The organism is Nitrospiria bacterium (assembly GCA_036397255.1).
Lineage (GTDB): Bacteria > Nitrospirota > Nitrospiria > DASWJH01 > DASWJH01 > DASWJH01.
Genome location: DASWJH010000045.1, coordinates 10,001 through 17,888, shown reverse-complemented (window position 1 = coordinate 17,888; position 7,888 = coordinate 10,001). Strand labels below are relative to the sequence as shown.

Sequence of the window (7,888 nt, the reverse complement as noted above, 5' to 3'; positions counted from 1 at the left end):
TCCGGAAGATGGAATACTTCCGGCTTTCTGGAAAAAATCGCTCCTACATCAAGGGGCAGAAGTACACGCTCTTATCGAACCGGGAGAACCTGACCTTAGATGGTCGAAGGGCGCTCAAGAAACTCCTGGGCGCCAACAAACGTCTGAATACGGCGTACCTGCTGAAAGAGACCTTCGGGCAGCTCTGGAGCTACCAGAGCGAGGGATGGGCGCGGCGGTTCTTCGACCACTGGAGGGCATCGCTCAAATGGCAGAGGCTTGCTCCCTATGAGAAGTTCGCCGAGATGATCGAGCGGCACTGGGAGGGCATTGCGGCCTACAGCAGACCGGAGAACAAGGTCTCTCTGGGATTTGTGGAAGGACTCAACAACAAGATCCGAGTCATCCAGAGGAGGGCATACGGCTTACGGGATGAAGAATACCTTCGGCTAAAAATCCTGACCTGTATGCTCAATGAGATATGAATCTACCCACTCGATTTCACGAAGACCCATAAATAAGAAAGGAAGAAGGGGAATGGAATCGAATTATTCCGGGAGTTTTTATTAGGATGGAAAAAATGAACTTTACAATTCTTTTAAATTTATGAAAATTTAAAAGAATTTGTACTCATTCCTTCCGAAAAAACTCAACATAAAAACGGGTTTGGCCCAAAGGTTCCACCTGGTGGGGAACCTCTGGTAAAACCACTCCGATAACACTCGAATTCAGGACCATTTCTTGATCCAGCGGCTCAAGGATTGAATATTTTAGTTTTCCCTCCATCACATGAATTTTTCCCCAAACACCTGGACTGATGAAATGCCTTGACCTTAACCCATTTGGAAGGGTGTTCTCCTCAAAGTCCGGAGTCCGCTTAAAAGCCAAAAGGCCATCAGGAAACTCCACCCGGTCATATTTGAGGCAATTTAATTCTCTCCTAATTTTGATTTTCGCCCTTCTTCAGTCTGTACCCACTGTCTGTTTATAAAAGGGGGTTTATGGCGAACATGTTGTCCATGGCAGCAAGTTAAATCCGCTACCCAATCCCCTTCCGAATCTATATGGTACCCGATGATTTTACGGTTCATTTTATTTTTTTATAAAAGGGGGATTTTACCAATTAATTAAAGAAGTTTCCATTCATTAAAAGTAGCCGCTTGACCATAATATAGCCCGTTTTTATCCAATAGGTTCCATACGATGGCCTTATTCATAAAAAACCTTTTTCCACTTTTAGAAATCCTAATCCCAGAATAATGATCCATAAAGCCTTTGGTTGACACTTCATTAAGTAATCTCGCGCGTTCTTCTCGGTCCAGGGCTTCGGCTGATAAACGGGAAGGAAGGGAAACAAATTCTTCCCAACCCATTTCAAATAAATTGAGCGCGGTTTGATTAGCGTAATTGAAAATTGGATCTTTAGAAGTATCATGGGAAACCACGGCAAAGGGTGCGTGAAATATATTCTTTGCTGCTTCCTTATCACCTAACCCGGGATCAACCAGATCTTTACGGGTTAAACTAAGAAAATAATTACGGAGTAAATTTACATGATCCATCAGGTAGGAATTGTCTGTATCTGGATATGGAAATGACGCCAAATTTAATTTTTCCTGTAAAAATTCAATTTTAAACCTTAATTTCCCTCGGTTATCTAATGATGCTTTTTCCTATAATATTTCAACCCTTTTTCTAAGGGTAAAAATGCCAACCAATGTAATTAGGGAAAAACAAGCCCCTGCATAAAAGGTAACGGGAGGCCCAAACTGGTCCCATAACCACCCGGCGATGACACTAGCCACCAGAATGGCAATTCCTGTAACCAAACCGTAAATACCAAAAGCGGTCCCCCTATTTTTTTCCCCCGATGTATCTGCGACCAGGGCAGCAAATAAACCCTGGGTTAAAGCCATGTGTAATCCCCATAGAGCGGAACCCAGGGAAACGTAGATTATATCCGTTGCCATTGCTAAAACAAAATCAGAAATGATCAAAACCAACAAACCCACACTAAGCAAACCGGTTCGCCCTATCCGGTCCGAAAGACGTCCAATAGGGTAGGCTCCGATGGCATACACCAAACTCATGATCACCAGCATAATCGGGACCATACTTGCAGAGGCACCAATATCCTTTGCCCTTAACAGCAAAAATGCTTCACTAAAACGAGCCAAGGTAAAAACGATTCCTAAACCAATGACGATCCAAAAGGAAATCCCCAATCCCGAAATATTTCCTTTCCAAAATTTTTTCCATTCAAATTTAAACGGGGGAGTTTCCGGTTCATGGACAAAAATAACTAAAATGGTAACCGCAATAATTCCAGGAATAACCGCCAGCCAAAATATTAAACGGAAATCGTTTGAGGTTAAAATCATCAAGGCAACGGCTATGAGTGGCCCTAAAACCGCCCCAAGGGAGTCCAGGGACTGTCTAAGGCCATAGGCCGACCCCCTCTGATGGGAAGGGGTAAAATCCGCAATCAAGGCATCCCGAGGAGCCCCTCTTAGCCCCTTTCCGATTCGATCGAGGGACCGGGCGGTAAAAACGGCCCCAACCCCGGTGGCCACCGCAAATAAGGGTTTGGTCAAAGTTCCCATCAGGTAACCGCTAACGATAATGATCTTACGTTTACCGAGCCTGTCACTCAATGTTCCGGAAAATACCCGAATGATTAATGCCAAACCCTCTCCAAAGCCTTCTATGAAGCCCACTGTCATGGCATTTGCACCAATTACAGAAACTAGAAACACCGGTAATAGTCCGTGAACCATTTCAGAAGAAATATCCATAAACATACTGACAAAACCGAGAATCCAAATACTTTTAGGCAGTTTTTGTTTTGAAGGCATTTTTTTAAAAATAGAAAAGGGAGAAAGGTGGGACCGATCTTTTGAAATAAATTAAGTGCCTTTTTAAGAAAATAGGATTTCTCCTGAATTCCCAAATTTCAAAATTAATAAACAACACCCCGGGGAGCAAAGGCTTTGTAGGATAAACTCTCTTCCCCATTTAGAAAGTAAAGATTGAGGTTTCCCTCTTTGCTTTGGTAATTCCAAACCTCTAAAGGGGCTCCATTTTGGATTTGATCCCAAAATTCTTCCTCAGGACCAAAAATTGGGCCAACAGGTTTTGGAAACTTCTTAATTTTAACCAGTTCCCCAAAAAATTCTTTAATGGTCTGTTTGTTTTGACCGACTTTAACTTTTTCAAAAAAGTTTGGTTGAGTGGCACAGGAAAAAGAAATTATGATTGGGAAAATCAAATATAAGCGAATCCCCATCTCATTGACCCTTAACTTAATCCTTCAATCCAGAAAAGTCCATAATCCTATTATCTTATATTTCCAAGTACTCAGATCGGATAACTGACAAAAGTAAACAGACAACCTATTTTTATCGTTGTTAGAAATAATTTAATTTCCCTTAACTGTTTGTAGCTGATCACTGAAGGCTGACAACTTTTTACTTTTTTAATGCTTTCCCTTCCCGCTCTCAACGATCCGGTCCATTACGGCAAAAAGAACCCCCGAGACCACAAACGTAAGATGGATTCCAACTTTCCATGCCAGCTATTCTGTCGTGAGCAAATGAACATTGATAAAACCTTTTAACAGTTCAACAGCCGTTATTGCAACAATGGCGCCGATTAATTTAATTTTTAAATCAGAGAAGCTTACCTTTCCCATCCAGGCTGGGCGGTCCACATGGTCACCCGTATCAATTTTGGACACAAAATTTTAATTTCCGCTTAACATGATGATTAAAAGGAGGCTGGCGATTAAGGCCATATCCACCAACGTCAAAATGCTGATGATGGTGTCCTGTTCTCCCCCTATGAATAACCCTAAAAAGAGGGTTAATAACTCTTTACTGAATTTAACCAGCAAGGCAATTATGTCCACCGAAAGCCCGATAAAGAATGGGGCTAAAAGCCACCGGCTTTGAAATATTAACGATTCAAGGGTTTTTTCTACAATGTTCATTTATTAATCCTTCTCCTTTTATTGGTTCTGATAACTGCTCCACGCCCCACTTTAGTGAAGCAATTTCTAATGCAACCAGAAATCCTATTTACAACAAACAGAATTGTCAAATAAATTGGGAAGAGAAAATGGCTTGGCACTCAGGCGGAAATTGGGAAAAACTTTTTTGGAAAATAACGGATAAATTTTTCCAATAAAAGATAAATCTGTTAAGTACCTTAACCCTTCAATAAAATAAATATATTCAAAATTTTATTAGGGAAATTTACTATTGACCCATGGGAAATGTCTTTTTATACCCAACTTACTTAAACCCAATTCCATTCAACCCCTCTTAATGATTTTCTCGGTTTTTAGACTTTCTTGCCCAAGGGCTATGCTTTTACCAATTCCTTAATCCTGAAGGGTAACGGAAATGAGACATCCATCATTCTTGGAATTTTTGAAATAACTGAGAATAATTTTCGATTAAACCACAATCTAAAAAAAAGGGAGATTCCTTATCCGAAATTAATCTTGTAAAAAAATTATCCCCCCTCATCAACCAGTCCCAATGTTAACCCTTCTTTGATTAAAAGGTTTTTGCAGTATTCCAACTGGCCGGACAAAACATAAAAAAAAGCCCCATTATATTCGGTTGGAAATAAAAAAAAGTTTAATTTTTTATAAGGCTCAATGGCAACAGCATAATCTACCCCCCTCCGGTCAAAAACCGCTTCCACCTTTTTGGCCTCTGATAATTTTCCAGCAATGTAAATACGGGAAACCTCTTTCCCGGAAAATTCTTCAAGTGTGAGTCTGGACATAATTTTTTGAATTTAAATGGGTTATACCGGATAATTTGATAATTATGATAATAAATCGTTTTAAAAAACAAGAGGGGAATTATAAGGCAGGGGAAATAAATTCTTCTGAATCCTCTATATCATAGGGTTCAAATTTCAATAATTCACCGAATTGAAAATTGCAGCTTCCCTCTCTCCCATTAATCTTACATAAACCCCTCCCATGGGCATAGCCATTTTCAAATGGGCCATGGTACTCATCACCCGTGGGCCAAAATACTTTTCCCTCCCCGTTTTGGCGGCCATTTTGGAATTCACCGATATACTTTTCTCCGCTCGGATGAACGAACTCCCCCACACCATCCCGGTATCCATTTTTAAACTCCCCATCATAATATACGCCATCCTCAAAGTTGAATTTCCCTTTTCCATGAAATTTTCCTTCTTTAAATTCACCTATATAAAACCCTAAACCTTTTTCTTCCCATTTTCCCTGACCCTCAGGATGCCCTTTTCTAAATTCCCCGGTAAACTTATCCCCATTCTTTGATAGAAGGGATCCCTTCCCTTCTCTCATACCCTCCCGATAATTGCCCTTGAAGACCTCTCCGTTTCGATGATAAAAAATTCCTTGTCCACTAAAAAGACCATTTTTAAAGGACCCAACATAACGATCCCCATCTTTCCATACAATTTCACCTTTTCCATGGAACAAACCTTCTTTAAAAGACCCTTTGTAAATGGAGTTATCCGGAAGTTTCGCAGTACCGTATCCATTTTTAATATGGGTCGTTGTTACCTGGCAGGCAAAAAAGGCAAAACAATAGGAGAAAAAAAACAAAAAAGAAAGAATCCTTTTTGTTTTTAATAAAACCAAAGGGGAACATGTCATTAGAGAATTTTTAAAAATTAACCTGGTTTCCTTCATGAAAAAACACAGACCTCTATTATGATAACCATTTTTGGATTTGATGCAAGGTTATCCCCATACGGTTTTCTCCATAATCCTTAAAGCCATTTTAAGTTTTTTTTATTTGGAAAACTGATCCACAAAATACTGTCGGAGCCAACCGGGTTCCGGAAGTTCCATCATTTTTACAACTTCTTTTGCCCCCAGAATTAAAGCGGCCCCTCCAGGGGGAACCACCCCCCATGGTTTTAATATTTCCCCCCACTGAGGGTTATCAAGGGGTAAGGTAGCCAAAAACTGAGAATGAAGACTTTCTTGAATGGGTTGTTTGGAAAGATCTTGTTCAATGTAAAGGGGTTTTACCCCTTTTTTCCTGGCTTTGGAGGGATGGGTCTGGCGTTCATACCACTCTTCATCCTGGATGAGAAGAAGTGTACAGATTTCGGGACGATGGTTTAACAAATTAAAAACCACCCCCGTTCCCTTTAAAATGGCAGACCCATTCTTTAAAAATTTCTGAAGGAAAATTAGATTGGGGTGGGTATAAAAATAATCAGGATTTAATTTGTCATCCTGTTCATGGGCTTCGGGATAATGAAACAGCTCTTCTAAATATTCCCTAAAGATATTGTGGGTAATGCTCCATTCCCCCTCCAGGCTCTCCTTTGAGGTTCCCGTCACAGGCTTGAAAATCAAGGAAGGCACTGCGTGGGTTAACCCCTTGTGTCTTTTTTTTCTTTTTGGCAACACATCCCATAAAACCCAGAGTTTCCCTTTTCTTTGATAAACGACCAAGGTAGATACGGCAATCACCGCATCAACTCCCCCTCCTGATCGAAGACACTCCCCCGGGGTATTAAAACCTTCTAAAACCCTTTTCCGTGCTGGAAGGTGATCAATGGAAATTTCGGTTTGAAATTCCCTAAGAGCCGACAAACATTCCAACTCAAGATAACCCGCTGAGGAAACCATATCAAAAAAAGAGCCCACATAAGCGTTAACCTGACTAGCTTTTCCCTTGCTGTCTAATTTTAAAGAATGAAGGGAGTAGGTATTTCCATTCCATATATTCGTCCCCCGTTTTTGAAGGGAGGTCATTAGGCCTTTTTCCAGGAGAATTTTTTGTGGAGGGGTGGGTTTTACACTCCCTAAAAGATCATCTACCCGTTCTTTTGCCTGTAAACTTAAATCCATCACCCCAATTGGAAATGGCATCTCAGGGCCTGAAAGAATATTCTCGTCATAATAAATTTCGGAGAGGAATTTAAAAAGATTAAGTCTTTGTTTAGCTTTATCTCCTTTTATATTGAATAAATTATTATTTTTATATGGAAGCAATGCGTACAAATCCCGAACCGTAAACCCTTTTTCAATCAGCTTTTGAATTTTATGGATAGGGTTCATAGGGCTTCACTTTGCAGATTAGCGTAAGGTTATGTTTTTTCTGGTCCTACGGGAAGGGGGTGTTTTATATTCCTTCGGGCAGCAAAAATTGCCGCAGTTGCCAATCCAATCACCAGACTAAATAACACAATCCCAAAAAGCTGCGTGGTATGGGTTAACGTTTGAGGAACAACCATATCGAAAAAAGGTTTCATCATATCAAAACCCTTCTCCGGATCAGAACGGAAAGAACGAATCGCACTTAATAAAACCACGACCATTGAGGAAAAAACAAAACCAATGGTTCCTCCCATAAAAGCCCGACCCACTAGGGCCTTTTTACCAAGGGGTTTGTATTCTCTCTTCGCCTCAGGGGGAAAGATTGGATCCCGGACCCCCAAGGGAGAAAACCGCTGAAGCATCATCATTCCGGGAATACCAATGGCCATGGTAACGAGGAAAAAATTTCGCCACCCTATGGCATCCACCATTACACCCGTAACCGGCCCGGCAAGAATCCTGGGTAGGGCAAATAAACTGGAAAATAACGCATATTGGGTTGCTGAAAACTGCTTTTGAGTCATTCTTAATAAAAGGACACTGAAAGCACCGGTGCCCATCCCCGTAGTCAGACTTTCAAAACCCATGGCGGTATACATCAACGGACGGTTAACTCCAATTTCCGCAATAAACACATATCCAAAATTTGACAGAATTTGCAAAGCTCCAAAAACCCATAAACAATTACCCAAACCCCAAGCAGTTGTCATTGCACCCCCCAGGAAAGTCCCCCCAAGGGTGGCAAAAAGTCCTATGGTGGCGGTTGCAACACCCACATCAAAA

General features: G+C 41.0%; 9 protein-coding genes and 1 pseudogene (1 of these 10 only partly in view). 1 reads left to right on the top strand and 9 read right to left on the bottom strand.

Features of this window, described 5'->3' with window-relative positions; all coding sequences use genetic code 11:
• Positions 1-464, top strand: a 464-nt coding sequence (locus VGB26_05495) for a transposase (GenBank protein HEX9757236.1), incomplete at its 5' end; no start/stop codon positions are given.
• A 145-nt stretch (positions 465-609) separates the two neighbouring features.
• Here the strand turns inward: VGB26_05495 and VGB26_05490 are convergent.
• The 9 genes and pseudogenes from VGB26_05490 to VGB26_05450 form a co-directional block, all read right to left on the bottom strand.
• On the bottom strand, positions 610-867 hold the full coding sequence (locus tag VGB26_05490; protein ID HEX9757235.1) for a DUF1971 domain-containing protein: 258 nt from the start codon (positions 865-867) through the stop codon (positions 610-612).
• A 41-nt stretch (positions 868-908) separates the two neighbouring features.
• On the bottom strand, positions 909-1,070 hold the full coding sequence (locus tag VGB26_05485) for a DUF3565 domain-containing protein (GenBank protein HEX9757234.1): 162 nt from the start codon (positions 1,068-1,070) through the stop codon (positions 909-911).
• Positions 1,071-1,106: 36 nt separating this feature from the next.
• Positions 1,107-1,583, bottom strand: coding sequence for an MEKHLA domain-containing protein (locus tag VGB26_05480; GenBank protein HEX9757233.1), 477 nt, complete (start codon positions 1,581-1,583; stop codon positions 1,107-1,109).
• Between the two features lie 69 nt (positions 1,584-1,652).
• Positions 1,653-2,834, bottom strand: a complete 1,182-nt coding sequence (locus VGB26_05475; protein ID HEX9757232.1) for an MFS transporter — start codon at positions 2,832-2,834, stop codon at positions 1,653-1,655.
• 620 nt (positions 2,835-3,454) lie between these two features.
• Positions 3,455-3,967: pseudogene (locus tag VGB26_05470) on the bottom strand (TIGR00645 family protein).
• A gap of 527 nt (positions 3,968-4,494) precedes the next feature.
• On the bottom strand, positions 4,495-4,773 hold the full coding sequence (locus VGB26_05465) for a hypothetical protein (GenBank protein ID HEX9757231.1): 279 nt from the start codon (positions 4,771-4,773) through the stop codon (positions 4,495-4,497).
• 79 nt (positions 4,774-4,852) lie between these two features.
• Complete coding sequence (locus VGB26_05460; protein ID HEX9757230.1) at positions 4,853-5,593, bottom strand: molecular chaperone Tir; 741 nt, start codon at positions 5,591-5,593, stop codon at positions 4,853-4,855.
• Between the two features lie 189 nt (positions 5,594-5,782).
• On the bottom strand, positions 5,783-7,066 hold the full coding sequence (locus tag VGB26_05455; protein HEX9757229.1) for a hypothetical protein: 1,284 nt from the start codon (positions 7,064-7,066) through the stop codon (positions 5,783-5,785).
• A gap of 29 nt (positions 7,067-7,095) precedes the next feature.
• Positions 7,096-7,888: the 3' end of an MFS transporter gene (locus VGB26_05450; GenBank protein HEX9757228.1), read on the bottom strand. 794 nt of this gene lie beyond the right edge of the window; only the last 793 of its 1,587 coding nucleotides appear in the window; its start codon lies beyond the right edge, outside the window; the stop codon is at positions 7,096-7,098.

Excerpts from the sequence above, each read along its gene's own strand:
- VGB26_05455 (HEX9757229.1), bottom strand. The coding sequence starts at position 7,066 with ATGAACCCTATCCATAAAATTCAAAAGCTGATTGAAAAAGGGTTTACG.
- VGB26_05485 (HEX9757234.1), bottom strand. The coding sequence starts at position 1,070 with ATGAACCGTAAAATCATCGGGTACCATATAGATTCGGAAGGGGATTGG.
- VGB26_05475 (HEX9757232.1), bottom strand. The coding sequence starts at position 2,834 with ATGCCTTCAAAACAAAAACTGCCTAAAAGTATTTGGATTCTCGGTTTT.
- VGB26_05465 (HEX9757231.1), bottom strand. The coding sequence starts at position 4,773 with ATGTCCAGACTCACACTTGAAGAATTTTCCGGGAAAGAGGTTTCCCGT.